The organism is Bacillus sp. 005/A4HT-01/001, from assembly GCF_004634445.1.
Taxonomy (GTDB): Bacteria; Bacillota; Bacilli; order Bacillales; family Bacillaceae; genus Bacillus; species Bacillus altitudinis.
In genome coordinates, this window is record NZ_SEIZ01000001.1 from 713,083 (window position 1) to 739,670 (window position 26,588).

Consider the following 26,588-nt stretch of genomic DNA (forward strand, 5'->3'; position numbering starts at 1 on the left):
TAGTCCTCCGTTATTTTACCATTTACTAGCACAAGAGGCATATGATTGAAAACGAATTCACTAAAAAATGAATCGTATGTATTGGGTTTTTATACCTAATTCACACGCACAAAAAAGCTGAATTCATCAACTGAATCCAGCTTTTCACGCTTATTTGAGCGAATCACCTGCTGATGCTGATGGATGATCGCTAAATGAGGTGTCTTTCTTCTCAGGGATATAATGGAGTGAAAACCCGACAAGGCTAAAAAAGGCACTTAACACCAGTGTTGGGTTTTTAAATAGGTTCGTACTAGCAATGATCATATCTCCCTTTTGCAAGAGAATTCCTAGTATTTGACCGAATACCAACAACGTTCCTGACGTTAGGAATAGGACAAGCAGCACTTTAAATAAGAATTCCATCAATACTCTCATCTGTTTCTCCTTTCTATACGGGAAGTATCTCCATTCCAATGAGCCAGCCAATGCCAACAATCGGAAGCATATAATAGAGGATCAGTGGGATAAAGGTTTTTTCTGGTCTGGCCCCTGCAAGACCAGAAGCGATAAATATGGACCCTGATGCAGGCGGGGAAGCGCCTTCTGTTGATGAAAAAGCAAGAATGGCAACTACAGCCACAACTGGGTCCACTCCAACTGAGATTAAAGCTGAAAATGAGACAAGCCCAACTGCTGTTAATGTCGCTGTTGAAGATAGAGGGCCTGCCACCAGTGTGACAAGAACACCCACAATGAGCACCATGAGCCATTTCGGAATGGCAAGTACTGATGTGATTTGCGTCAAATCATCTGCGAGCCCTAATTCAGCAAGCACTTGACTAGCAGCCACTGCAAACAGCATCAAGGCTCCGATCGTTGTAAACTTAGGAATAGCCGACTTGAAAAACTGAGACCAATCAAGTGCAGACGCCCTTTTTCTTCCAATTGTTAGACTAATTAATATCATGAGAATCGGAATCCACGTAATTAAAGAAATTTGATCCATTGCCTCTGGTCCGATGTTTGGATTACTTTTTAAGTAGTTTGCAAACGGACCAATGGTGATCATGATAGGAATCAATGCACCGAAAAAAATAAAGATCGACTTCCACCCTTGTTTCACCGCTTCCCAGAAAGGAAGAATATCATCTGGCGGCATGGCCTGAATTTTATTCTTTTTCACCAGAAGATACACCAAAATAAATCGGTATACGACTTGATACAGTCCTCCTATTAGAAGGGCAATATATAAATCTCCCTCAGATACAAGGGCGGCAACCGGGGCAAACCCAAGCATGATAAACATGGAAGAGTTCGGAGGCAGTGCCGCTCCAAGTCCACCATTCCCTGCTAGAATCGTGGCCGTGTGGGTCCGGCTCCACCCGGATTTAATCATCCAAGAGGCGGTGATAGAGCCAGTCGCAGCTGTGTTTGCAGAATTTGAACCTGAAAGAGCGCCTAACACTGCTGAACCTAACGTACTCATATAAGCCGCTCCGCCAGGAAGTTTGCCTACAACCGAATTTAGGATTCGTAAGAGTGCATGAATTAATTCCAACTTTTCGATTAAATAGGCCATGAATACAAATGCGACAGCTGCATAAAGCACCTCATATGTGGATGCAAAGATTAAACCATCCCAGAAAAGTCTTAACGCATCCCATCCGCCAAATAATGTGGTCGCAATAAAGCCTAGTAGCATGGCTTCTCCCATATTCCGTTTCACCATAACATTCCATATAATGATGACAGCTATGAACACAATCAACGCAATAAAACCCATATCGTTTCTTCGCCTCCCCTTCATTAAATAAAACGCTTACAATTTATTCCCCTTGCTGCATCCCGTCAATGACTTCTTCCCAGCTAGCAGGTTTTACCCCGTCAAATCGTTCAGCAAAGTGAAAGTCTGCTAATCTCTCAAGCTTCTGTTGTGCTGCCCGAGACATACTGGCATCAATCTCTGCTTCATCTAGCATTTCAATAGAGCCAAGCAGCTCAATCGCCCGTCTTTTTGCATGCAATGCACTCCCTGTCACAAGACGGTTCATGGTCTCTTCAAAACTTTTGCTATCGATTGTATCGCTTAGTGAAGAAATCACTTGATGTTCCACATTATATTTTTTGGAAATTTCCAAAAATTCAATCAAGAGACCGACAATCCCCTTCATATAAATGCTTCTGATTAGCTTTAGTGCCGAAGCATCTCCTGGCTGGTCACTAATTTTTGTGATATTCATGCCATAAGCTTTCATCACTTTCATGAATTGGTCAACTCCACTGCCGCTTGCCGTGATCGGAACCTTGTGTTTGTTGATTGGAAGAGGCCCTAGCATGGCGGCATCTACAAATAGCGCTTCTTGCTTTTCAATTTCGTTTGCTACTTGTTTTTTGATGTCTGGTGTTGATGCCGATACATCTACATATAATTGATTCTTTTTCAAACTTCCCGATACGGATTGTGCCACTTCTAAGGTTTTATTCGCTGGCACAGCTGCAATCACAAGATCAGATTTCTCAATGACTTCGCTAATACTGCTCGTTAATTGAACGCCTGTTTGCGATGCTTTTTCTTTCAATGAGCCAGCTAATTTCTCACTTTGTAATAGGACATCATACGCATAAAATTGATTTAATCCTTCTGTTTTCAATCCCGTTGACAGCTCATATGCTGCTTCACCATATCCGATAAAGCCTATTTTCATCACCGATTCCCCTATCCTTGAAATTTTCTCATTCTGCCTTCCAGCCATGCCGGTGCTAAGAGGCTGATGTCATGCTTTCCTTCGTCCACATACTGTTGAATCGTTTTTAGTCTCTGATGTTCATACGCTTGTTTCTCTTCCGCTAGTGTCAGCAGGTGTTCCGCCTTTTCCTTTGGAACGATGACGACTCCATCATCGTCAGCAATGACTAGATCACCTGGGGCTACTTTGACACCGCCGCACGAGATGGTTTGATTCAATTCCCCAGGACCATCTTTATAAGGTCCGTTTGGCATAAATCCCTTACTGTAGATTGGAAAAGCCAGCTCCTCTAAAGAGAGTTTGTCGCGAACAAGCCCGTCAATCACGATTCCTTCTATTCCTACAGCCTTTGCTGAATGTGCCATCAATTCCCCTAAATAGGCATGACCCTTATGGTCTTTTCCATCCACAATCAGTACATCTCCTTCTTTAGCAGAGTAGATCGCTTGATGAAGAAATAAATTATCCCCTGGCCGTAAGCTAACAGTAAAAGCTGTGCCGACTACATTCATGCCTTTCGCAACTGGTTTGATTTGATGATCCATCGCGCCGGTGCATCCCATTACGTCTGACAGCAAGGTCGAGTTAAGCTTTTTTGCCCTAGCGATAAGATCATTTGACACGAAATGAACAGTACTCATTGTTTCCATCATCCCCTTTGAGTTATATTCATTACACTTATTTTTATTAAAGTAATATTTATTACTTTTGTGATATGATCATACCACCTCATTTTCAATTAGTAAAGCGCTTTCAAAAAATAAAAAAATGAGTTCCACACGACTAATGTGTTGTGTGGTAACTCATTTTCGTTAACATATGATTGATTTGATCTAAACGTGGTTTTGTTCTTTCAGGATCATTCATCGCTAAGGCACTTAAAATGTAATCGACGATAAAGATAGCAGATACGACAGAGTTATGAGAGCCTACACTTGCAGAGGAACATGGTAATACATATTGTGCATATTTGGTTAATGGAGAGCTGTAGCTGTCTGTGATTAAAAGCACTTCCACCCCATAAGACTTCGCTGCTTCCATCAAATCTTTCATACGCTTTGCATAGCGCGGATAGCTGACAGCTATAATGAAATCACCCGAGTCGAAATGAACCAAATCATCCACCCAGTCGCTTTTGTCTGCATCAATGTATTGGCAATTCCCCAATAACCGATTGATTCCGAGTGACAGATACTCACCAACAGGTCTTCCACTTCGAACACTTGTACACAAAACGTGGCGTGCGCTGGCTATTTTCCCAACAATCTGCTGAAAGGTTTCTTCCGTGATATTGTCCAGTGCGTACTGGATATTTTGAAATTGAAGTTCTACATGGTCATGCAGGAGCTTATTCTTATTTGAATGCTTGAGATTCGCTTCAAGTCTCGTTTGAGGGTCGGCTTTATGCTTCATAGCTGACTGAAGCTCTTTTTGGAACTCAGAAAAACCGGAATACCCCATCGCAGCAGAGAATCGCATGATCGTTGCTGTACTCGTCCCGACTTTTGACGCCAATTTATCGACAGTTAAAAAAGCGACTTCCATTGGATTTTGTACGATATAATCTGCAATTCTTCTCTGCGCATCGGTTAAAAATGCGACCTTATGCTGAAGTTTATATATTAAATCCTCCATTATAGCACCTGCCTATCCTATCGGCTTTATCTACGATTCGTGTTTTCTTTTCACCCTTTATTGTACACATTTGGACAAAATAAAAAAACAGCCAGCACGAATCTATCGTACTGACTGCTCTAGTCGAGATGCTATTTTATAGTGCTTGAGCTGCTGTAATCAGCGCAAGATTGTAAACGTCTTCGGCATTACAGCCTCTTGAAAGATCGTTTACTGGCTGATTTAGACCTTGTAGGATTGGACCTACAGCTTCAAAGTTACCTAAGCGCTGGGCAATTTTGTAGCCAATGTTTCCAGCTTCAAGGCTAGGGAAAACAAATACGCTAGCATCGCCTTTGATGACGGAATCTGGTGCTTTTTTCGCTGCCACTGAAGGAACGAAAGCTGCATCGAATTGGAACTCTCCATCAAGAACAAGCTCAGGTGCTTTTTCTTTTGCAATGCGAACCGCTTCAGATACTTTGTCTGTTTCGTCTGATTTTGCTGAACCTTTTGTAGAGAAGCTAAGCATTGCTACACGTGGTTCGATGTCAAACATTTTTGCTGTGTTTGCACTTTCGATCGCAATTTCAGCAAGATCTTGGCTGTCTGGTGCAATGTTGATCGCACAATCAGCAAACACATATTGCTCTTCGCCGCGAGCCATAATGAAGACGCCAGAAGTTTTCTTTACGCCTTCTTTTGTTTTAATGATTTGAAGTGCTGGGCGCACTGTGTCAGCAGTTGAGTGTGCTGCTCCGCTTACAAGGCCGGCTGCAAGACCTTTATACACAAGCATTGTACCGAAGTAGTTTTCATCCAGTAATGCTTTTCTCGCTTGCTCTTCTGTCGCTTTGCCTTTACGTCTTTCGACGAAAGCTTGTACAAGATCTTCAAAACCTTCATATGTATGAGGATCATACACGTCAACACCATCAAGTGTAAGACCTAATTCTTTTGCTTTTGCTTCTACTTCTTCTTTCTTACCTACAACAATTGGCTGCAATACTTTGCCATCTGCTAGTTTTTGAACGGCTGTTAGAATGCGTTCGTCCATTCCCTCAGGAAAAACGATCTTAACTCCTTTACCTGCAACCTTTTCCTGAACTGTTGAAAAAATATCTGCCACTTCAATACCCTCCTTGATTTTACAAAAAAAGCGTTCTCTTTTAAGCATACTCTTCTTCTACATAAATTCAAACTACCAACTTACATTATAGCGCTTACAATTTAAATTCTTATTTTTCAAACTAATTAAATCAATTTCTAGAAAAGCGTTTTCGTCGTTCAAGTTTTGATCACATCTTCATTTGGACAAACTATGTTATAGTTGGAACAGATGGAAAACTGTAAATAGGAGTGAAAGAAATGAGCGAACAACATACAACAAATGAAGCAGCTCAAACACTAGATGGCTGGTATGCGCTGCATGATTTTAGAACGATCGACTGGACGGCTTGGAAGCTGCTGACAAGCGATGAGCGTCAAGCCATCATTCATGAGTTCACAGGTCTATTAGAAAAATGGAAAACAGCCGAGCACAATCAGGCTGGAAGCCAAACAATCTATAGTATTGTCGGCCAAAAAGCAGATATTATGCTCATGATTTTACGTCCGACCATGGAAGAACTAGGTGAAATTGAACTTGAATTCAACAAGACACGACTAGCAGAGTTTACGATTCCAGCTTATTCTTACGTGTCAGTTGTTGAACTCAGCAACTACTTAGCAGGAGGCGGAGATGGCGGAGACCCTTACGAGAACCCGCATGTACGTGCGCGCCTCTATCCAGAGCTTCCTTCTTCTCAATATGTCTGTTTCTATCCAATGGATAAAAGACGTTCTGGCAATGACAACTGGTACATGCTTTCAATGGATGAACGTAAATCCCTTATGAGAAGCCATGGCTTAATTGGCAGAAGCTATGCTGGGAAAGTAAAACAGATCATTACAGGTTCTGTTGGCTTTGATGATTATGAGTGGGGCGTCACTCTTTTCGCTGACGATGTGCTTCAATTTAAAAAATTGGTTTACGAAATGCGATTTGATGAAGTGAGTGCACGTTACGGCGAGTTTGGTTCCTTCTTTGTTGGAAACCGATTAGCAAACGAGCAGCTAGCGTCTTATTTCCATGTATGATAAACTCTTAAGGCTTCGGATCTCTCCGAAGCCTTTTTATGTATTTGTTTAGAAAGGTGATCTCATCATGAAAAACTTCCCCATCGCTATTTTTGCGTTAACGCTCGGTGCGTTTTCGATTGGCATGACTGAATTTGTGATCATGGGTCTTTTGCCAAATGTCGCAAATGATCTCCATGTATCTATTTCTGCTTCAGGTCAACTGATTACCGGATATGCACTCGGTGTCGCAGTTGGCGGCCCTATTTTAACGTTATCAACTGGAAAAATGTCGAGAAAACGTCTCCTCATCCTATTAATGATTCTTTTCGTGGCGGGAAATGCTGTCGCCGCTGTATCGACTTCTTATGGTCTGTTGATGGCTGCACGTATTTTAACGTCATTTGCTCATGGTACCTTCTTTGGTGTCGGCGCCATTATGGCTGCACGGCTTGTTCCTAAGGAGCGAAGCGCAAGTGCGATCAGCTTCATGTTTACAGGACTGACAGTAGCCAATGTACTGGGTGTGCCATTTGGTACCTTTATCGGAAATCAATTCGGCTGGCGCATGTCATTTCTCGTCATTGCCGTCATTGGTCTCATTTCCTTAATCGGTATTATCAGTTTAGTACCAAATCAATCGAAAGAAGAAGTATTAGATATTCGAAATGAAATATCGGTGTTGAAAAAGCCGCAGGTCCTCGTCTCCTTTGCGATGACGATTTTTGGTTTTGCGGGTGTGTTTACCGCCTTTACGTATATCAGCCCGATCCTGCTGCAAGTGACTGGCTTTCAGGAAAACGCGGTCACCCTCATTCTTGTCCTCTTTGGGCTTGGGGTCACCATTGGGAATTTAGTCGGCGGAAAGCTTGCCGACTGGAAGCTGATGCCGAGTATTATCATCACATTGATCTTGCTGATGGCTGTTCTGTTGTTATTCACATATACATCTGCCTTTAAAGTGCCTGCCGTGCTGACGATTTTTGTTTGGGGAATTATTTCATTTATTCTCGTTCCTACCTTGCAATACCGCACGATGAACATGGCACATGAAGCCCCGACACTCGCATCAACGCTCAGTCATTCTGCCTTTAATATTGGAAATGCCGGCGGTGCAGCGCTTGGCGGTCTTGCTATCGAAATCACTCATTTACAGCTTGTCCCACTCTTTGCGGCAGGCGTGACATTCATTGGATTGATCATTACGATCATGAGCTATCAGTCAGATAAACGAATCAAAAGGACCTGAGGGCAGGTCCTTTTTCTATTTCACCACGGTCATTTCTGGCTCTTCTATTTGTTTCACACGTTCCTGAATGGGATGGGTAAAGGAATGCTCTGATAAGACAATATGGGAGACCGTTTTTGTAAAGCCAGACACATCTTGAATAAAGGCTTCAATTTCTTCAAGAGAAGAAACAGACAGCTTAATGAAAAAACAGGACTGTCCTGCCACTCGATAAGCAAAGAACGCACGTGGATGCTGGTTCATAAATGTCACAAAACGCTGATACTCCCCATTTAATACGGTGACTTCCAGTAAACAGTCTATCATCAGACCCAGCTTTTTATAATTGACTTGAACAGAATACCCTTCGATAATCCCTGCATCCTCTAGTTTTCGCACTCTTTCTGCTACCGCAGGCGCCGATAAATTCACTCGTTTGGACAATTCCCTCATTGATAAGCGGGCATCTTCTCTCAATTCGTTTAAAATATGCACATCCACATCGGTGATTTTCATTCGTTACGCTCCTATCCCAAAATCGTTCCATTTGAAAAGTATTTTATGATGATACTTATGATACGAAATGTAAAATAAAACTAAATAATGGTAGAATTTATTTTAACGGAATTGAATGAAAAAGCAAGTATGGAGGGATCACTTGATGAAAGAATCTTTAGACAGCCAGGCTTCTAAAACTTTTCCCATCACACTTGCCATTGCACTCACACTTGGCGTTTTTGCGGCGGGATCGGAGGAACTGGTGATTTCACCACTGCTGCCTGATTTATCAAACTCCTTTCAGCACTCTCTTGATGTTCTCGCTCTTTCCATCAGCATTTATGGGTTAGCTGTGCTGGTTGGAGCTCCGCTACTCGTTCCTTTAGGGGACCGATATTCAAGAGAGCTGTGTTTGATAATTGGGCTGTCCTTCTTTTTAATTGGAACAGTGATGTGTGCTGCTGCCCCAAATTTGGCCGTGTTTTTTGCAGGCCGTGCTATTTCAGGGCTGGCAACTGGTGTATTCGTGCCAACAGCCTATGCTCTTGTGGGCGACCGGGTTCCATACGAATACCGCGGCAAAGTGATGGGACTCATTGTATCGAGCTGGTCTCTTTCTCTTGTCCTTGGTGTGCCCATTGGCGCCTTTATCGGCCAGAGTTTAAACTGGCGCTGGACGTTTTGGATCTTCGCTATGATGAGTCTCATTGTCCTGCTACTCGTCATCCTTGAATCAAGAAAACAAGTCAGAGCAGCTGATCCGAAGGCACCTCAAGCTAGAGAGAAAACAGGCTCTTTATGGGGAGCTTTGAAAATTGATCACGTGCCTGCCTATTTGACTGTGACGTTTTGCAATATGCTTGGATTTTACGGCATGTACTCGTTTTTAGGTGCTTATTTGCAAAGTCTGTTTGATGGCGGACAATCAACAGCTGGACTTCTTATTATGGCTTATGGCGTCGGCTTTTCTATGAGTATGTTTACTGGAAAATTAGCAGACTGGTTCGGTAAAACCCGTTCCCTTGTCTTTGTGCTGGGTGGAATTGCGCTTGTTCTAGCCTTGCTTCCTTATGCGCCATTCTCGTGGATGTTGCTGATTTTCGCCCTATTTATTTGGGGGGCTATGCAAAGCTTATCTGTCACGCTTCTAAGCACCGTTCTAAGCGACTGCTCTCAAACCCATCGCGGCAAAGTGATGGCTTTTTACAGCCTGGCCTCCAACCTTGCTGTTATGCTCGGTTCCGCACTGATGGGACCCGTTTATGTCCATTTCGGATATCATACGGTAGGTCTTGTCTGTGCACTCATTACGCTTGTTGGTTTTATCATCAGCTTTGGCAGCTATAAACGAGAACGTGCCTTACAGAAAAAACAGCCAACTACTCTTGAAACGTAAGCACATTTCACTGCACATCTCGATATGTGCAGTTTTTTAGATCAATTTTTAATATCATCGTATATTACATTTTTTTTAAAATTTGTTGACAATTGCCAATTTTAAATTTTATAATCTAGTAAAAATTTGAAAAAGATTGGATGGTAAACATGATCCTAAAGAATGATGATGTGTTTCATTTCAAAGAAGAGCCTAGCCCTTCACCCAAGATGTTTACAGTCAACACACTAGGCCCTAAGGGGACAAGCAGTGAATACGCAGCAAAACATTTCATCTCTCAATCCACCACTACACTCGGCACTCATACGAAACTATCCCTTTATGACACATTCGAAACTTGCATTGAACATACTCTCTCTCAACCACTTCAATTTACTCTCGTTCCACACGCATATGAAGGCATCAAACACTTCTACATGAGACCAGATCTACAGCTTTTACAAATTTTCAGATGTGACACGCCCATGTATGGTTTGGCTGTCAGACCTGATTTCCCATTCCATGAACAAATGCTCCACCATTTAAAAATTGTCTCACATCCTGCACCTGTCAATTTAATTCAATATTTCATTCACCAAAATGCTGAATTTGAACTTGTTAATTCTACAAGTACTGCCGCGCAGAAAGTAAGGGACGGAGAATTTGATTTTGCTTTAACGAATGAGGTGGCAAGAGCCACATATGGCCTCATCTTCATTCGAACGTTTAAAAGTATACCCATGAGCTGGTCCATATTCGGAAAAGGAGAGATATAAGATGCAAACTGAACAAAAGACGCAAGAACGATATTTTCCTCAAGCGAAAAAATTAGAATGGGATAATGGCGTTATCCAATATTCCACTGTAAGAGGTGGTACGGAAGTATTAATTTCATACGTCCCTCCCCGCACGATCATTGAACCTCACGAACATCCCGAAGCACAAATCGGCATTGTATTAAAAGGCGAGCTTCAAATGACTGTCGGCCAATCGACTCAACTGCTCACCCCATTAGAATCAGCCTATATCGCACCACCGTTTGTCCTTCACGGCGCTTCAAATCTGACAGATGAAGAAGTGATCGCCATTGATATTAAGAGATTAAAGGATGACGAAGAATATACAGCTCCCCCCACTTATTTCTTAGACATTTTCAAAACACGGGATTTACTCCCTGGCATGGAAGTGACTTTTTTTGTGGAGGATTGGATGGAGCTGATGATTGCCAATATCCCTGGAAACGGTGGAGAAATGCCTTTTCATAAACATAGAAATGAACAAATCGGCATTTGCATCAGCGGAGGGTATGATATGACAATCGAAGGCTTTACAGAAAAGATGGAATTTGGCACCACCTATTTCTGTGACCCACGGGAAGATCACGGGGCCATCAATCCAAAGCCAGAAGCTTCAAAGTCTATTAATCTCTTCTTCCCTCCCCGCTATAATCGCTTAAAACCAAAAGCATCTAAGGTGAAGAAATGAAGTTAGACGGAAAAGTTGTCCTCATTACAGGAGGTGCGTCGGGGATTGGGCTTGCTGCTGTCAAGCTCTTCCTCGAGCATGGAGCAAAAGTAGCTGTCGCTGACATCAATGAAAGCAGCGGCAACCAACTCATTGAGTCATTACCGCATGAGCACCTTGCATTTTTTAAAACAGATATTACGAAGGAGTCTGACTGTCACCAAACCGTTCAGAGCGTGCTGAGCCGATTCGGTGCCATTGATGTCCTCATTAACAATGCAGGCATCGAAATTGTCTCACCCATTCATGAGATGGCACTGGAGGATTGGCATCGTATTCTTCAGGTCAACCTGACCGGCGTCTTTCTCATGAGTAAGCATACATTGCCGCATATGCTTGAAAAGAAGAGTGGAAGTATTATCAATACCGGATCTGTCGGAGGTCTTGTGGGTTGGCCTGACATTCCTGCATACAACGCAACAAAAGGCGGTGTCATTCAGCTCACCAAATCAATGGCCATCGACTATGCCGCTCATCAAATCAGGGTGAATTGTATTGCCCCTGGCATCATTGATACACCATTAAACGAGAAGTCCTTTTTAGACAATCACACAGAAAGTCTCGAGATCGTCAAAAAGGAAAAAGCAAAGGTGAATCCTATGCTACGGCTTGGAAAACCTGAAGAAATTGCTGGCGTGATGCTGTTTCTCGCCTCTGACCTATCCAGCTATATGACTGGAAGTGTCGTCACTGCAGATGGCGGTTACACCGCTAGATAAAAGGAGTGCTTTCATTGAGTAAAAAAACTGTACTTGTCATTGCTGACTTAGGAGGGTGCCCGCCCCATATGTTTTATGAAAGCGTGGCGGCATCATACCATATCGTTTCTTATATCCCAAGACCCTTTGCGATTACAAAGGGACATGCCGAGCTAATCGAAAAATACTCCATTGCGGTCATCAAAGACCGTGATTATTTTGAGACACACCCTTCTTTTGAACACCCTGATTCTATTTACTGGGCACATGATGATTATCCAAAATCAGAAGAAGAGGTTGTGGAAGACTTCATTCAAGTGGCTTCCTTTTTCAAAGCAGATGCAATCACGACCAATAATGAATTATTCATTGCACCGATGGCAAAGGCCGCTGAACGTCTTGGGCTACGAGGTGCCGGTGTCAAGGCAGCCGAAATGGCGCGTGATAAAAGCCAAATGAGGGCTGCATTCAATGCCTCTGGCGTCAAAGCGGTGAAAACTCAGCCTGTCACGACTTTATCTGATTTCCAACAAGCCATTGAGTCTATCGGAACACCGCTCATTTTAAAGCCTACATATTTAGCCAGTTCTATTGGCGTCACCTTGTTTCATGACAAAGCCGGAAGTGATGACTTGTTTTTACAAGTACAATCGTATTTGGAAACCATACCAGTCCCAGACGCTGTCACGTATGAAGCACCGTTTGTCGCTGAAACGTATTTAGAGGGTGCTTACGAAGATTGGTATCAAGATGAAGGTTATGCTGATTATGTCAGTGTAGAAGGGCTGGTCGTAGAGGGCGAATATCTCCCTTTTGTCATACATGATAAAACCCCTCAAATCGGCTTTACAGAAACGGCTCATATCACTCCGACGATCTTAGACAATGAAGCCAAGCAAATCATCATTGAAGCAGCAAGGAAGGCAAATGAAGGGCTAGGTCTTGAACATTGTGCAACCCATACAGAAATCAAACTCATGAAAAATCGAGAAACTGGACTGATCGAATCAGCGGCTCGATTCGCTGGCTGGAATATGATCCCGAATATTAAAAAGGTCTTTGGCGTCGATATGGCCAAGCTATTGATTGATGTATTAGTTGAGGGAAAAAAGGCTGTACTGCCAAAACAGCTGCTTTCTGGACATACATTTTATGTAGCGGACTGCCACCTGTACCCTCAGCATTTTAAAGAGAGTGGGCACATACCACCTGAAGCCACACATATCACCATTGATCATGTGTCTATTCCGCAGGAAGCATTCGTTGGAGATACTGCGATTGTCAGTCAATCATTCCCTGCCAAAGGGACTATTGTGGATCTTGATTTATTTGAAGCTTTTAATGGAATCGTATCTCTTGAATTAAAAGGATCATCCTCACAAGATGTTGCCGCGTCCATCCGCAACATTCAGAAACAGGCAACGATTCAGTTAATGGATGAATTAGTGAAGGGATAGAAAGAGAGGCTGCTGTGGTGAAAATGTTAGCATCTAAAATGATTGAACGGCTGCCTGAACAGAAATTCGGCACCGTCTTTGAAAAAATAGCTCAAAAGACAAAAAACGGAGCAAACATCATAAATCTAGGTCAGGGGAACCCTGATCTACCAACTCCTCCCCATATCGTGAGTGCCCTACAGGAGTCAGCGGGTGTTTTGCCATTTCAACAATATGCCCCTTTTAGAGGCTTTGACTTTTTCAAACAAGCCATTGCAGATTTTTATAGATCGGAATTCGGTGCTGAGATTGATCCGCAGAAGGAAATTGCTCTTTTCACTGGCGGAAAAACGGGGCTGTATGTCATGAGTCAGTGTCTGCTTGATCCAGGAGATATCGCACTCGTTCCCGATCCAGGATACCCTGAATATCATTCAGGCATTTTGATGGCAGACGCCAAGCCATACAGTATCAAACTTGAAGAGAAAAATGGCTATTTACCAGATCTCTCCTCAATTGATCCTGACATAGTCAAAAAAGCAAAAGTACTGTTCTTGAATTATCCGAATAACCCCACGGGTGCTGTCGCAAATGAGGCATTCTTTGAAGAGGCTGCTACCTTTGCGGCCGCTCACGAGCTGTATGTTATTCATGATTTCGCCTATGGTTCATTTCATTATGAACAAACACCCGTGAGCTTCATGAATACTCCTCTCGGGAAAAGTGTAGGAGTGGAATTATATTCTCTATCAAAGACTTTTAATATGGCAGGATGGAGAGTCGCTTTTGCTGTTGGAAATGAGGAGATCATCCAAGCCATCAACACCTTCCAAGACCACGTGTTTGTCAGTATGTATGGCGGATTTCAACATGCAGCGACTGCTGCCTTGCAAAGTGATGACTGTCATATTCAATCATTAAAGGCGATATACCTTGAACGAATCAATTTCTTCATCCGGCAAGCGGCGAGAAAGCTTGGTTGGACAATCGAACGTCCACCCGGCGCCTTTTATTTATGGGCTCCGATTCCTGATGACTTTGAACACTCTCATGCCTTTGCTGACTATTTACTCGAACATGGCGATGTTGTTGTCACGCCTGGAGGAGTATTTGGAGCCAATGGAAGCCGTCATGTACGCATTTCCATGGTTGCCCCGATTGAGGAGCTTGCTCTCTTTATCGATCGCCTGTCCATCCTCCCCATTCGATTTCATCAAAAAACCCGCCTATAGCGGGTTTTTTTCAGTTTATATACTTTTCATCGTTCCACCGTCTACGGAGATTTGTTGCCCTGTGATATAAGAAGCTTCCTCTGATGCCATAAAAGCTGCCAATGACGCCATCTCACTCGCTGAGCCCACTCTTTGCATTGGAATACCTGATGCGACAGCTTGTACAGCCTGCTCTCGTGACAATCCCTGATTCGTCATCATATTGCCGATAAATTGTTCATACCGATCGGTTGCAATAAAACCTGGATTTAAACAATTTACCGTAATACTAGACGACGCGAGCTGTGTCGCTGCATTTTTACTGGCATTAATAATCGCTGCATTCATCATACTATTCGTAAACATTTGTTCACCAGGTTCCTTCCACAGGTTCCCGACAATTTGAATGATCCGTCCATATTCATGTCTTTTCATCAATGCGGCTGCACGCTTCATTGTATCGACGTAGGCGATGGCTTTTTGGGAGAAAGCAGCCAGCATCTGGTCAGTTTCACATGAATCAAATGTATCTGGTTTTCCTCCTGGAATGTTATTGATCAGCACATCGAGTCTGCCAAACTCCTTTTCTATTTTCTCAAAGGCTTCCGACCTCACCGCTTCAACCGACATATCTCCACAGAATAGAGACAGCGGTTCCTTTGTTTCTGTCATATCTTGAATGTGCTGTTTCGTCTGTTCAAGTGAGGCTATATTTCTAGAGTTGATGATCACCTTCATATCGCTCTGGGCGGCAAGTTTTATTGCGATTGCCTTTCCAATGCCTGTACTTGCCCCTGTTACAAATGCAATTCTTTTAGACAAACTCATCCACATCCCTTTTCATCAATATACATAAAATGACACATATAGAATGTATTTCAACAAAAAAAGACCTTTCTCCTGCGAAAGGCCTCTCTTCTCTATTTAAATGTCGTTTCCCAATTAAATCCGATCGACTCATCATTCCACGCAATTCTCTTCTCATCTGGGTTTTTTGGGTCGTACGATTCTGTTGTAAAATACACAATCTGCAGCGGCGTCTCCCCTAATACGCGGTAGCCATGGGCAACTCCCTTTGGGATGAGGAGCAGCATCGGATTATCTTCTCCCATATAATACACATCGGTTTGATCCTTTGTCGGAGAATCTTCTCTCAAATCGTATAAAACGACCTGTGCATGACCTGCTGGGAAAAACCAAACATCGTCTTGTTTTTCATGATAATGAAAGGCTTTGATGACTCCTGGGAAACTTTTCGACCACGACGCCTGCCCAAAGCGCTTCAGCATCGGTTCGTCATCTCGAATAAGCTCTGCGAAAAAGCCGCGATCATCACAATGTTTCATGAGTTTTTTCGTTTGTACACCATCAATCATGCTGCTCGAATCTCCCTTCTTTCTGCAAGTATTCGTGAAGTGCGTCTTTCCAGTGTCTTGGCTTCCAGCCAGTCGCTTCAATCGCTTGCAGGTCTAACACAGAGTAGGCGGGCCGAGGTGTTTGGAAGCCATACTCTTCAGTGGAAATGGGTTCAATTGTCGTAGACAGACCGCTTGCTGCCACAATTTCTGTCGCAAAGTCAAACCATGAACAGCTTGCTCGGTTACTGACATGATAAATACCTGCTTTCTGGTCAAACAAGTGAATCAAAGCTTCTGCGGCATCCTTTGTATAAGTAGGAGACCCTAACTGATCATTGACGATGCGCAAATGATCCTTCGTTTCAGCCAGCCGAAGAATGGTATTCACAAAGTTATGTCCCTCATGTCCATAAAGCCACGATGTCCGAATGATCTTCACTTCATCTGACACAAGATGAATCAATTCTTCTCCAAGTTTTTTACTCTTTCCATAAATGGTTTGCGGATCTGCTTGTGCACCAACTTGGTAAGGGGTATTCGCTTGCCCATCAAATACATAATCTGTGCTGACATGTAATACATCAGCCCCTACGTTTTTAGCTTCAAGCGCTGTATAGTAGGCGCCAATCCCATTCACAAGATAGGCTTTTTCCGTTTCTGTTTCGCATTGATCGACAGACGTATAAGCAGCCGCACTGACAACAATATCCGGACGGAAATGTCTCATTGCATGTCTGACTGCCTGTTGATCTGCGATATTCAGCATACTCCTTGTTAAAGCAATGACGGTGATGTCTTTTTCTTTCAGCTGTTTCGTCAATTCTTTCCCTAATTGGCCGCCTGCACCGGTGATTAAAACTTTCATCGGTTACCCTTCTTCACTTTGATCATATTTGGCACGATACCAATCGATCGTTTTTTCGATACCTTTTTCGAATGAAGTTGCCTGCACCCAGCCGAGCTCTTCTTTTAGCTTACTGGCATCAATGGCATACCGCCTGTCATGCCCTTTCCGGTCTTGAATAAACGCGATTTGGTCATGAGAGATGCCTAGATGTGTGAGAATGGTTTTGGTTAAATCAAGATTTGTTTTCTCGTTGCCGCCGCCAATATTGTACACCTGACCGGCTGTTCCGTTTTCTACTACTTGTTTTACGGCTCTCGCATGATCCTCTACATACAGCCAATCGCGGATCTGCTGGCCGTCTCCGTAAATCGGAATCTTTTCACCATTGACCGCTTTTCTAATAATGGTTGGGATTAATTTTTCTTCATGCTGATAAGGTCCGTAGTTGTTGCTACATCTTGTGATCATGGCGGGTAGTTGGTGGGTGTGGATATAAGATTTCACAAGCAGGTCTGAACTTGCCTTGCTTGCTGAATAAGGATTATTCGGTGAGAGTGGTGTTTGTTCTGTGAAAGCAGGATCATCCGGCTCCAAATCTCCATATACTTCATCTGTGGAAATATGAATGAGTTTATTCGCCTTTCCCTTTAAGACAGCTTCAAGCATACGATAGGTACCAAGGACATTTGTTTGGATAAAGGGTTCTGCTGACTCAATACTGCGATCGACATGTGATTCTGCTGCGAAATGAATGATGGCATCATAGGCTTCATCAAATACTTGATCTAGTTCGTCTTGCAGCGTGATATCTCCTTGGACAAAACGGACATGAGGCAGCTTTGATAAATATTCCATCTCCTCTGGATGACTGGCATATGTTAATTTATCAAACACGGTCAGCCGGACATCGGATTCTTGAAGCAGCAGCTTCACAAAATTCAGTCCAATAAACCCTGCTCCACCTGTAATTAAATAAGACTTCGTCATTCGTATCCCTCTTTTTCCTTCATCGTTTCAAACATTTTTGTTGATGCTTCGTGGAGAGATTCATGTGTTCCTGCATCAATCCACCACCCTTTTAACATATCATAGGTCAGCTGGCTATTTGAGATGTAGAGATTGTTCACATCAGTAATCTCTAGTTCACCTCGATCTGACGGCGAGATTTCCTCGATATATTGAAAGACGTCTTGATCATAAAAATAGATGCCCGTGACGCAGTAAGATGACCTCGGATGCTCTGGCTTTTCTTCTATTGATAAAATTCGATGATGAGCAGGATCAATTTCTGCAATGCCAAACCGTTTTGGATCTGCCACCTCTTTCAATAAAACCTTGGCTCCGCTTTCTTGTTGCCTAAAGGCGTCGACAAAAGGGCGTAATGAATCTTCAAATACATTATCACCAAGCATCAGCACAAATTTTTCCCCTTGAGCAAAGGGCTTTGCATAGGATAAACCATCGGAAATACCAGACGCTTCTGGCTGTACTTGATACACAATGTTCATCCCAAGTTCACGATCATCTTCCAGTAACTTTTGAAACAACGGAATTTGTTCTTCCTGTGAAATCAGCATCACATCTACAATTCCTGCTTCTTTCAGTTTGAATAATGACCAATAAATCATCGGGTATGGACCAACCGGCAGCAAGTGTTTGTTGAAAATCTTCGTTAATGGTGCCAGCCGTGATCCCTTTCCTCCTGCTAAAATAACTCCCTTCACATCTACACATCCTTATGTTCTTTTTGGTGTGAATTCATGAGGTGTATAAGAATGTTTTTCACTCGTTCGATTCCTTTTCCATCAATGAGTGAACGTCCATTAAGATGAATGCTTCTGCGGAGAAAATAGCTGTCAGACAGTTTTTGAACAGCTTGCAACAGGTCTTTTTCTTCCACAAGGTCACCTAATCCAAGGTGAAAACAAGCGCCCTTTTGCGCAAACATGCTCGCTGTCACTGCTTGGTGGTCTACTTGCGATAGGACAATGCTGGGCACCCCGATACAAATTACCTCATATAACGTCATACCGCCTGCTACGATAGCCACATCAGCTTCTGATAAAAGAACCGGTAGTTGATCTGTATGTTGAATGAATTGGATATGTTCCGCCTCTACTTGCTCTTTGATGTGAGAGGCTTTTCCTGCGACCGCTAAAATGTCTAGGTGATTTGTTTGAAGAAGCGCCGATACAGCCTTTGATAACAGGCCGCACGGATCACTACCGCCAAGACTGATGACCACCTTTTTACATTCTTTCCGAACCTCATATGTGTCTTTGAATCGTTTAAACTCGTGATCTAACAATAAATAGGGCGTTCCATGATAATAAGCCGTGCCATTAAGCTGCTCGTGCTTCCCGTCCAGACCGCCATAAATGCCGTTTATGACCGTGTCTGCAAGCTGACAGGCTTCCTCTCTTTTTTCCTCAAATAAGACCAGCCTCGCACTATCGCAGGAGTCTTTGATCGTTTGAAGAAACTGAAGATCACAATCAAGCACATCTATGACTAAAAGGTCAGGCTTTAGCTTTTTGATGTCTTGTTGGACCTGGAGAAGCGCATTCGACTCATGCACCATGTGAACGTACCACTCTGGGTGCGAAAGCATTTCGACACAAATCTGATCATTTGTATAGAAATATAGGTCGTTCCCTTCTTGAAGCAGTTCTTTTGCCAAACGTTTCATTCTGACGACATGACCCATTCCTCTTAAAAAACCACCATAAACAACAATCATGATTTTTTTGTTCATTCAGCATCCTTCTGTCTCACAGATTGATTCAAACGAACAATGTCTGGATGTTGTTCACAGATGGAAATGAGCTCAGCTGTCGGCACAGCAATAGAACCACCAGCTTTCTCTAGTAAACGGGTAGCAAACACATAATCTTCTTCTGTATCAATCGTGAATCGATAAGCAGGATATGCAAGTTCTTTGGGCGGTGTGAATAATTGAAGGGAAAATTGCTCGGGATGCTTTCTGATATACAGCGTGACATGCTCACGTTCTGAATAAGTGAGGGGAAATTTGTCGATTTCACATAAAATAGATGCTTCAATCATTTCCCCGGAAATACCGAGTGGTGTTCCGTTCGTATATGTGTAATCAGCCTTTTCCTGTCTATGTTTTTCAAGCATTTTCGACAAAAGCGAAGGATCTATAAATGGATTGTCTCCCGTTAAACGTACGACCGTTTTAGGTTCAAATTGGCGGACAATCTGCGCAAACCGCTCAAGCACATCTGCCTCACTGCCTCGAAACACCTTATAGCCCTTTGACATACAATATTGAGCCAAATAGTCATCCTCTGGCTCGACCGTTGTGGCAATCATAAGGTTTTGCATGTTGTGATGGTAATCATCTGATTGCTTCACCCGCTCCACAATCAAATCAATCAGCGCCATGCCGCCGATCGGTTTCATCACTTTTTTGGGCAGTCTTGTTGACCCCATCCTAGCCTGAATGACAAAAAGCACATCATGCATCATCATGAGACTCCTGCGTGAGTACGTCTTTCCACGAAACGCCTGTATGAGCTGGGATGTCTCTCACAGCCTTTGTGCCAAGTAAAATTGGCATATATCGCGGATGCAATCCCTGATTTTTTTGTCCGGGGCGCAGCACGGCTACATTTTCTGACGTGAGGGTCTCACCCTTTGCAATGCCTTTTGTCGTAAAAATTCCTCGATACGCAAATTCTCGAATCTGTCCTTCAATGGCTGTTGTCGTTTTATAAGAACTGCCAAGAAGCTCCTCTGGTAATGAATGAACGTCTATTTCTGCTTGATTCCGCTGCTTTTCTGCCGCTCGAATGTGCTGAACCATTTCCTTTAATTCTTCAGGATCAAGAGCAAAGGAATGATCCGCTCCGGGTAATGTTTTATCTATTGTAAAATGTTTTTCAATCATTGCTGCCCCGAGCTTCACAGCGGCTACTGGCGCTTCCGTCGGGTGTTCACTATGATCTGAGAAGCCAATGACTGCTTCAGGGAAAGCGGATCTTAAGGTTTGAATCACCCGCAGGTTCGTATATGCTCTAGGCGCTGGATACTTTGCCACACAATGCATGATGGCGACTTGCTTATTTTGCTGGCTCGTAATCGTTTCGTATGCTTCATGAACATCTGCAATGGTGGCTCCAGCTGTTGAAAAAATGATCGGCTTTTGAAAAGAAGCCGTATGACGCAAAAGAGGCAAATGGTTGATTTCATAGGATGCCAGTTTAAAAGCAGGCGGATTCGTTTGATTCAATAAATCAGCCGATTCTTCGTCACACACGGTGCTTAAAAACATCAGTCCTTTTTCCTTACAACGTGTCAATAAGACAGGCAGCCATTCTGGCGGAAGCTCCATTTGTTCCACTAAAGAAAAAATAGACACTTCTTCTCCTTTGGCCGTTTCGTATAACCCCGGTTCCTTTTGATACATCCGATCCGCTTGAAACATTTGAAATTTCACCGCATCAGCCCCTGCTTCTTTTGCCACATCAATTAATGCAAGTGCCTGATCCAGCTTTCCATCATGGTTAATGCCTGCCTCTGCAATGATAAAGACAGGCGCATCATCTCCCACTTTGCGATCTCCGATATAGAAATGCGCCATCTTACCTCTCTCCTTTTTTCGGCCACACATGGTAATACAAAAAGGCATTTGTTGTTCTAAACCCCATCTTTTCGTACAGCTGGATGGCTGTCGTATTATGAAGCTGTGTCCCCGCAGAAATGAAGTGATGCCCTCTGTGATGAGACACTTTCATCATCTCAATAAACAGCTTTTTTCCGATCCCTTTCCCTTGAACATCCGGTCTGATCGCAAAAAGCTCAAGCCCCATCTCATGCCCCTTTGTCATACCTTGAATCAAGCCAACCACTTCATCATTTACCTTAGCAACGAGGTTGATATCTGCGCGTCCGAGTAGGTTGTTTCTCATCCACTCCTGATAAAAATGCTGAACAACACGCTGGTCTAAATATGGATCAAGGGCATAACGGCTTTTCACAAAAGCCTGATCACCTAGTAAGACCGCCTCATCGTAATCCTTTTCATCTGGCACACCCATCACCACATCTTGATCTGATGATGGCATCTCCATGAGAGCAGGCGGTGCCTCAAGCCTAGTGAGACCACCGACATAATACACATGGGATAGTTTTTGAACAATGCGGTTTTTTTCAAGATCAGCCGCCTCAAGACGTAAAAAGAAAAAATCACATTTTTCTGTTCTCATCCAATTGATGAATCTCTCCATCAATTCTTTAAAGAGCAGCGCTGATTCAGCTTCCACAAACTTCACATGAAAAATATGCTTGTCAAAAATGCCGCTCTCCCATTTGGACCATTCGTATAACAGCACTGCTTTGAGCTTAGCGCCGCTGACAAGAGCAAACTGCTTGAATCCTGCCATGCGTTCCGTTTCATGACCATATGTTTTCAGCCAAGCTGCCAGCACCTGATCGTCTATTGCATGAACGACTTTCATGAAGAGGCCTTCTTGTCTTTTAAAATTGACACGACTGCGGTGATGACATCCTGCACATCTTCATCTGTCATACTTGGATAGAGCGGGAGCGAAAGCGTTCGTTTGTAATAAGTGAGTGCCTCAGGGAAATCCTCTGGTGAATAGTTGTTGGTCTTCTCATAATATGGATGCAAGTGAACGGGAATAAAATGAACACTCGTGCCGATTTTATATTCCTTTTGCAGCTGATCAATCATGTCATCGCGTGTGATCAGTGCTTCTTTTGGATCAACTTGTAGCACATATAAATGCCACGCATGTCTTCCCTCATCATGTACAGGCGGCAAGATGAGACCAGCTTCATGTTGAAATGCCTGATTGTATGTCTTCGCAATCTGTTCTCTGCGTGTCTGCATCTCCTTCAACCGGCTTAGCTGAACGAGCCCTAACGATGCTTGCACGTCAAACATGTTCATTTTATAGCCCGGTTCCTCGACCTCGTAATACCATGTTCCCTTTTCTCCATAACGATTCCACGCTCCCTTACTCATCCCGTGAAGCGCCAGCCTTCTGATTCTAACTGCAAGGGCATCATCATTTGTCGTCAGCATGCCGCCTTCACCAGTCGCTATGTTTTTCGTTGCATAAAAGCTAAAAGCGGTCGCATCACCAATTGATCCAATCGGTTGATCGTGATAGGTCGTATAAAGGGCATGAGCGGCATCCTCCAGCACGAACAAATCATACTTTTTGGCAATCGCTAAAATTTGGTCCATATCACACGATTGACCAGCAAAATGTACAGGGACAACCGCTTTCGTATGTGGTGTAATGGCCGCTTCTAATTTTTTCGCATCTAGATTGAGTGTCGCCGGATCAATATCCACGAAAATAGGGGCTGCCCCCGTATGGATGATCGTATTGGCTGTTGCGCAGAACGTCAGAGGCGTTGTGATGACCTCATCACCAGCTCCAATGCCTCTCGCCTTTAACGCTAAAAATAGAGCAGCTGTACATGAATTGACTGCTATTGCGTGCTTCGCTCCAGTCAGCTGCCTAAACTCTTCTTCAAACTGTCTCACTTTTGGTCCGGTGGACAACCAGCCGGACTTTAATGTTCCAATGACTTCATCAATTTCTTCCTGTTCAATAAAAGGCAGTGCATAAGGAAGAAATTGTGCTCTCTTTTGTCCCATATCGCTTGCACACCCCTATCTTCATCTCTGAAAATCCACGCCTGTTTTTGTTTTGAGCAGAGAAAGCAGAACATCGGTCGATTGTGCATGCGGATAATGCTCTTGAATGAAACGAGCACCTTGCTGTTTCGCCAGCTTCATTTCTTGTTCATCCGATAAAATACGGATCGCTTTCTCGGCCAACTCAATAGGGTTTTCCATGTGGCAGCTGCCAAGCGACTCGTAATAAGGGTATCTTCTGCCTTCTGTCATTTTTCCAATCAGTACACTCTTTTTAAAGAGCATTGCTTCCAGACCAACTGTTGATGTGAGCGTAATGACCATATCCATATACGGCAGGAGGTCATACAAGTCGATCTCTTTTTTAATTAATCTCACATGGTTCCCCGCGCGCTCAATCGCTGTATAGTCATTTAAACGATTTCGAGCGATTTCCCACGGGTGCGGCTTCATAATCAGCTGAATGTCTTTCCGTTTTGCAATTGTTTTAAGAACATCACCGTAAAAGGCTTCTGAAAACGGCTGTGTTGCCACAAGTACAGTCTTTTTGGCAGGGTTGAAGTTCAATTTACGAAAGACCATTTCCTGTTGAAGCGGTGTTCGCTCCTGCACCAAATCAAATCTCGGGTGACCTGTGATCTCCACCTGCTCAAGCTGACAGCCTTTGTCTACATACCAGTCCTTTTCATATTTTCCAAACACCCCGTGGCAGGTGGTGAAAATCGGCAAAAAGGCTTCGTCTCCCATGAGCGCACCGTGCTGAAGACAAATACTTGTGAGATGACGCTTCACGGTTTGCAAGGCGAGCACACGGCTATAAGCATCCTCCGTCGTACCAACAACAACAGCTGCAATAGGCTGCATCTCAAATAGCGTTTCTATTTGGTCAATCACATCAATAAATTGCACAATGTCCTTCTGAAGCTTTTCTCTAAAAAAGACATTGCCAAAGACAGGATGCTGGGCGTAAGGTTTCAATAGAGCATTTGCTTTTTCAATATATTCAACATGGGCTTCTTTATTAACCTCTCCGGCTAATTCCGGCTTGCTGATCACCGGTAACCCGAAATAATCAGCCTTCTTCCAGCGCGCGAGCACCACTGTTTGGTTCGGATGAAACCGCGTGTAATTTTGTTCAGTAAAACGCAAGTGTTCAAAGTGAAGAAGCACCTTTCCATGACTCGGACGATAAGGGGTACGCTTGATCTGCTGTTTATGCTGATCAAAAAAGGGCTGAATGTCTTGCGGCTTTGGACAAGTCGTTGTCAGCTCTTCACCAAACGCTTCATCTTCCATACGTTCCCTCACTTCAGGACTGATGTATTGATAAAAATTACTGATTAATCCAAGGGGTATGTGGCGATAGGATAAGTCTTTCATCAGATTCACATACTCAAAGTACACCTGCCAATAATGATGAATATAATGCGACACTTAAGGTCACCTCCCATGTCTTTGTTTTAATATATGGCGGAGCTCCCTGCAGGTAGACTGCGGAGGAAGTGCTTGAATAAAATCGCTTTTCTCTTCTTCTGCCAACTGATAATGAATAGACTGTTCTGTGATGTAGTTTGTATCCAATACCTCATCAAAAGGGTAGAACGGATAAAAGTGATTTAATCTAAAAAAGAACCGGGCATCCCCTATTCGATAAAAATGCGGACTCTCGTCCCAGTAGGATCCAAACTCAGCTCGAATCTTTGTTAAAATGGATGCACGATGTACAACTGAACAGTGATCAATAGCACAAGGTGCATTCCACTGCACCTTTTGCGCAGGTCGAATCGTTTCCTTTACTGGCTCTCTTTCGCTATTTAAATAGATAACTTTTGAACTAGAATAGACAATTTCTTCATTCGGACGAGCATCTAAATAATTCGTGAGCTTCTCTAAACGGTCTGGTGCGTAGACATTGTCATCTGTGGCATAGGAAATATACTCGCCCTTTGCCTGTTCTAATGCTTGATTAATGAGGACGGCATAGCGGGTTTTCGCCGTTCTTTCCTCCAGCGTTTTCACCCCGCTTTGGATAAAATGGACGCGTGGATCTTTACGGAAAGGCTCAATAGCAGCAAGGGTTTGTTCGTTTGATCCATCATCCATGATAAAAAGTTCAAGGTCTGACAAGGTCTGCTGCAACACCGCTTCAATTGATCTGCCAACGTAGGCCGCTTTGTTGTAGCTCGTCATAATGACCGTTACTTTCGTCAATGTTTTCACCTCGGTCTCTTTTAAACTATGGTTATCATATGTGTCTCCTCTTAAAGAGACTGTAGAGTGACCTATTTTTTATAAAATTGGATTTTTTTCATGATCTATCTTTGAAAAACGTAAAAATTTTGGTAATATAAGTAATCATTTATGTGTATTAAAGGAGTAAAGAACATTGGAATATATGAAGAGTGATCTCTCCCAAGAAGAGGAAGCAAAAGGTTTTTTTCGATTCTTTAAAATTTTTGTCGCGACAAAAACGATTATTCGCTCATATGAACATACCTCTATTCCCATGTGGCTGATGATACTCCTTGCAAGTATCGCTGGTACAAGCTGGATGTACGAAGGGTATTTTAGTGAGTATATGGGCAATCATATTCCATATCCTTTTATTCTGTTACACGGAGCAGGTTTTGGTATTTTAGTAGGCAATTTTCTTCTATTTTTCGGTTCATTCATTTTACAGTGGTTAGGACGACTGTTTTTTGGCAGTAAAGCGCCGTACCGAGATGTGCTCAAAGCTTGCACACTGACGGTCATTTTTCCTTCCACCTTATTTGCTCTTACTTGGATTTTTACTGTGGGGTTGCTTGGTCCGTATACATTTGTGAAAATCTCACCCTATTTAGACCAGCACTATGAAGTATGGTATTATCTCAGCGTTTTACCACTGGTTGATGCGTATACCAAGGCATGGATATTTGGGATGGCTGTTTTAGGCCTTGTTGCTGTGATGAAGCTGAGAATATGGCAGGCCTTTATCATTGCCATCGCACCGATCGCCTTATTTTTTCTCACGATGACCCTTCTCTATGACGTCCAGCGGGCTATGAATTGGTTGATGTAAACAGGCATTCCTTAGATTGTTGGAAACCTTTGCAGTCTAGGCAGTACGAATATGGGGTTTGTCTGAATACTGAGGAACTGCACAAAGCAGTTCCTCAGATTGTTGACAAAGGGCTAAAATGAACTTTATTTTAGCCCTTTGTCTTCTTTTCAGCGTGATAGAAAACCTTTGCAGTCTAGGAAGGACGAGCATCGGCGCGGAGCGAATTTGACATTCGTGAGCACCGAAGCGCA

At 43.2% G+C, this 26,588-nt stretch carries 28 protein-coding genes; 9 read left to right on the top strand and 19 right to left on the bottom strand.

Going from position 1 to position 26,588, the window contains the following annotated elements; genetic code table 11:
• Window positions 1-150: 150 nt before the first annotated feature.
• The 6 genes from ES896_RS03815 to pta form a co-directional block, all read right to left on the bottom strand.
• Window positions 151-417: a hypothetical protein gene (locus ES896_RS03815; protein ID WP_017360098.1), complete on the bottom strand. Its 267-nt coding sequence runs from the start codon at window positions 415-417 to the stop codon at window positions 151-153.
• A gap of 13 nt (window positions 418-430) precedes the next feature.
• A complete protein-coding gene (locus ES896_RS03820) occupies window positions 431-1,765 on the bottom strand; it encodes a TRAP transporter large permease subunit (protein WP_135226429.1) in 1,335 nt (444 codons plus the stop codon).
• Window positions 1,766-1,808: 43 nt separating this feature from the next.
• Window positions 1,809-2,687 (bottom strand): prephenate dehydrogenase/arogenate dehydrogenase family protein, encoded by an 879-nt coding sequence (locus ES896_RS03825; protein ID WP_135226430.1) that lies wholly within the window; start codon window positions 2,685-2,687, stop codon window positions 1,809-1,811.
• An 11-nt stretch (window positions 2,688-2,698) separates the two neighbouring features.
• Window positions 2,699-3,370 (bottom strand): RraA family protein, encoded by a 672-nt coding sequence (locus tag ES896_RS03830; protein ID WP_081375101.1) that lies wholly within the window; start codon window positions 3,368-3,370, stop codon window positions 2,699-2,701.
• Window positions 3,371-3,512: 142 nt separating this feature from the next.
• Window positions 3,513-4,364, bottom strand: a complete 852-nt coding sequence (locus ES896_RS03835; protein WP_058213482.1) for a MurR/RpiR family transcriptional regulator — start codon at window positions 4,362-4,364, stop codon at window positions 3,513-3,515.
• A gap of 136 nt (window positions 4,365-4,500) precedes the next feature.
• Window positions 4,501-5,472, bottom strand: coding sequence for a phosphate acetyltransferase (gene pta / locus ES896_RS03840; protein ID WP_135226431.1), 972 nt, complete (start codon window positions 5,470-5,472; stop codon window positions 4,501-4,503).
• Between the two features lie 239 nt (window positions 5,473-5,711).
• Here pta and hemQ point away from each other — a divergent pair, with 239 nt between their 5' ends.
• Both hemQ and ES896_RS03850 read left to right on the top strand, forming a co-directional pair.
• Window positions 5,712-6,482, top strand: a complete 771-nt coding sequence (gene hemQ, locus ES896_RS03845; RefSeq protein WP_046526757.1) for a hydrogen peroxide-dependent heme synthase — start codon at window positions 5,712-5,714, stop codon at window positions 6,480-6,482.
• A gap of 67 nt (window positions 6,483-6,549) precedes the next feature.
• Window positions 6,550-7,710, top strand: coding sequence for an MFS transporter (locus ES896_RS03850; protein ID WP_135226432.1), 1,161 nt, complete (start codon window positions 6,550-6,552; stop codon window positions 7,708-7,710).
• A gap of 15 nt (window positions 7,711-7,725) precedes the next feature.
• Here ES896_RS03850 and ES896_RS03855 read toward each other — a convergent pair whose 3' ends face one another.
• The gene (locus ES896_RS03855; protein ID WP_008343601.1) at window positions 7,726-8,205 is read right to left on the bottom strand and encodes an Lrp/AsnC family transcriptional regulator; all 480 of its coding nucleotides are present in this window, start codon (window positions 8,203-8,205) and stop codon (window positions 7,726-7,728) included.
• A 145-nt stretch (window positions 8,206-8,350) separates the two neighbouring features.
• Between ES896_RS03855 and ES896_RS03860 the strand changes: the two genes are divergently transcribed.
• The 6 genes from ES896_RS03860 (at window position 8,351) to ES896_RS03885 (ending at window position 14,452) form a co-directional block, all read left to right on the top strand.
• Entirely contained in the window at window positions 8,351-9,583 is a 1,233-nt protein-coding gene (locus tag ES896_RS03860) for an MFS transporter (protein WP_135226433.1), read from the top strand.
• Between the two features lie 149 nt (window positions 9,584-9,732).
• Entirely contained in the window at window positions 9,733-10,338 is a 606-nt protein-coding gene (locus ES896_RS03865; RefSeq protein ID WP_008343604.1) for a bacilysin biosynthesis protein BacA, read from the top strand.
• A 1-nt stretch (window position 10,339) separates the two neighbouring features.
• Window positions 10,340-11,047, top strand: a complete 708-nt coding sequence (gene bacB, locus ES896_RS03870; protein WP_135226434.1) for a 3-((4R)-4-hydroxycyclohexa-1,5-dien-1-yl)-2-oxopropanoate isomerase — start codon at window positions 10,340-10,342, stop codon at window positions 11,045-11,047.
• Window positions 11,044-11,805, top strand: a complete 762-nt coding sequence (locus tag ES896_RS03875) for an SDR family NAD(P)-dependent oxidoreductase (RefSeq protein ID WP_008343608.1) — start codon at window positions 11,044-11,046, stop codon at window positions 11,803-11,805. Before bacB ends, ES896_RS03875 begins: the two co-directional genes overlap by 4 nt.
• A 14-nt stretch (window positions 11,806-11,819) precedes the next feature.
• Window positions 11,820-13,241, top strand: a complete 1,422-nt coding sequence (gene bacD / locus ES896_RS03880) for an alanine--anticapsin ligase (RefSeq protein WP_135226435.1) — start codon at window positions 11,820-11,822, stop codon at window positions 13,239-13,241.
• A 17-nt stretch (window positions 13,242-13,258) separates the two neighbouring features.
• On the top strand, window positions 13,259-14,452 hold the full coding sequence (locus ES896_RS03885) for an aminotransferase class I/II-fold pyridoxal phosphate-dependent enzyme (RefSeq protein ID WP_205687761.1): 1,194 nt from the start codon (window positions 13,259-13,261) through the stop codon (window positions 14,450-14,452).
• A 15-nt stretch (window positions 14,453-14,467) separates the two neighbouring features.
• On the opposite strand, the gene ES896_RS03890 is transcribed toward ES896_RS03885, so the two are convergent.
• The 12 genes from ES896_RS03890 to ES896_RS03945 form a co-directional block, all read right to left on the bottom strand.
• On the bottom strand, window positions 14,468-15,259 hold the full coding sequence (locus tag ES896_RS03890) for an SDR family oxidoreductase (RefSeq protein ID WP_276320956.1): 792 nt from the start codon (window positions 15,257-15,259) through the stop codon (window positions 14,468-14,470).
• A 92-nt stretch (window positions 15,260-15,351) separates the two neighbouring features.
• Window positions 15,352-15,807, bottom strand: coding sequence for a dTDP-4-dehydrorhamnose 3,5-epimerase family protein (locus ES896_RS03895; RefSeq protein WP_135226438.1), 456 nt, complete (start codon window positions 15,805-15,807; stop codon window positions 15,352-15,354).
• Complete coding sequence (rfbD, locus tag ES896_RS03900; protein ID WP_135226439.1) at window positions 15,800-16,654, bottom strand: dTDP-4-dehydrorhamnose reductase; 855 nt, start codon at window positions 16,652-16,654, stop codon at window positions 15,800-15,802. Before rfbD ends, ES896_RS03895 begins: the two co-directional genes overlap by 8 nt.
• Before the next feature lie 3 nt (window positions 16,655-16,657).
• On the bottom strand, window positions 16,658-17,623 hold the full coding sequence (gene rfbB / locus ES896_RS03905; protein ID WP_098680519.1) for a dTDP-glucose 4,6-dehydratase: 966 nt from the start codon (window positions 17,621-17,623) through the stop codon (window positions 16,658-16,660).
• The gene (locus ES896_RS03910; RefSeq protein ID WP_079919333.1) at window positions 17,620-18,360 is read right to left on the bottom strand and encodes a sugar phosphate nucleotidyltransferase; all 741 of its coding nucleotides are present in this window, start codon (window positions 18,358-18,360) and stop codon (window positions 17,620-17,622) included. Before ES896_RS03910 ends, rfbB begins: the two co-directional genes overlap by 4 nt.
• 2 nt (window positions 18,361-18,362) lie before the next feature.
• On the bottom strand, window positions 18,363-19,391 hold the full coding sequence (locus tag ES896_RS03915; protein WP_135226440.1) for a glycosyltransferase: 1,029 nt from the start codon (window positions 19,389-19,391) through the stop codon (window positions 18,363-18,365).
• Window positions 19,388-20,128 (bottom strand): cytidylyltransferase domain-containing protein, encoded by a 741-nt coding sequence (locus ES896_RS03920; RefSeq protein ID WP_017360114.1) that lies wholly within the window; start codon window positions 20,126-20,128, stop codon window positions 19,388-19,390. Before ES896_RS03920 ends, ES896_RS03915 begins: the two co-directional genes overlap by 4 nt.
• Complete coding sequence (locus ES896_RS03925; protein WP_057078902.1) at window positions 20,118-21,242, bottom strand: N-acetylneuraminate synthase family protein; 1,125 nt, start codon at window positions 21,240-21,242, stop codon at window positions 20,118-20,120. Before ES896_RS03925 ends, ES896_RS03920 begins: the two co-directional genes overlap by 11 nt.
• A 1-nt stretch (window position 21,243) precedes the next feature.
• On the bottom strand, window positions 21,244-22,119 hold the full coding sequence (locus ES896_RS03930) for a GNAT family N-acetyltransferase (RefSeq protein WP_135226441.1): 876 nt from the start codon (window positions 22,117-22,119) through the stop codon (window positions 21,244-21,246).
• A complete protein-coding gene (locus ES896_RS03935) occupies window positions 22,116-23,294 on the bottom strand; it encodes a DegT/DnrJ/EryC1/StrS family aminotransferase (protein WP_135226442.1) in 1,179 nt (392 codons plus the stop codon). Before ES896_RS03935 ends, ES896_RS03930 begins: the two co-directional genes overlap by 4 nt.
• Before the next feature lie 21 nt (window positions 23,295-23,315).
• Entirely contained in the window at window positions 23,316-24,728 is a 1,413-nt protein-coding gene (locus tag ES896_RS03940; RefSeq protein ID WP_099496925.1) for a capsular polysaccharide export protein, LipB/KpsS family, read from the bottom strand.
• A 6-nt stretch (window positions 24,729-24,734) separates the two neighbouring features.
• Window positions 24,735-25,505, bottom strand: coding sequence for a glycosyltransferase family 2 protein (locus ES896_RS03945; RefSeq protein WP_167764445.1), 771 nt, complete (start codon window positions 25,503-25,505; stop codon window positions 24,735-24,737).
• Window positions 25,506-25,680: 175 nt separating this feature from the next.
• Between ES896_RS03945 and ES896_RS03950 the strand changes: the two genes are divergently transcribed.
• The gene (locus tag ES896_RS03950; protein WP_048001141.1) at window positions 25,681-26,355 is read left to right on the top strand and encodes a YIP1 family protein; all 675 of its coding nucleotides are present in this window, start codon (window positions 25,681-25,683) and stop codon (window positions 26,353-26,355) included.
• The last annotated feature ends 233 nt before the right edge of the window (window positions 26,356-26,588 follow it).